The organism is Streptomyces sp. NRRL B-1140, from assembly GCF_001280065.1.
In the GTDB taxonomy this organism is placed as follows: Bacteria; Actinomycetota; Actinomycetes; order Streptomycetales; family Streptomycetaceae; genus Streptomyces.
In genome coordinates this window covers 1-276 of record NZ_LGEA01000051.1, presented here as the reverse complement: position 1 = coordinate 276, position 276 = coordinate 1, and the positions used below count along the sequence as shown (strand labels likewise).

General features: G+C 57.6%; 1 rRNA gene. It reads left to right on the top strand.

Annotation, left to right across the window (positions count from 1 at the left end):
• A 16S ribosomal RNA gene (locus tag ADK65_RS07625) occupies positions 1-72 on the top strand; the annotation flags it as partial.
• Positions 73-276: the final 204 nt, after the last annotated feature.

The following is a 276-nucleotide window of genomic DNA, read 5'->3' as shown; positions in this document are numbered from 1 at the left end:
GTGGGACTGGCGATTGGGACGAAGTCGTAACAAGGTAGCCGTACCGGAAGGTGCGGCTGGATCACCTCCTTTCTAAGGAGCACTTCTTACCGATCCCCTCGGGGTGAGGTCAGAGGCCAGTACATCAGCGAACGTCTGATGCTGGTTGCTCATGGGTGGAACGTTGACTACTCGGCGCACTTGATCGTCTTCTCCTTCTAGTACTGCTCTTCGGAGCGTGGAACGTCGAGGGAAGCGGGGAGTGTGTCGGGCACGCTGTTGGGTGTCTGAGGGAAT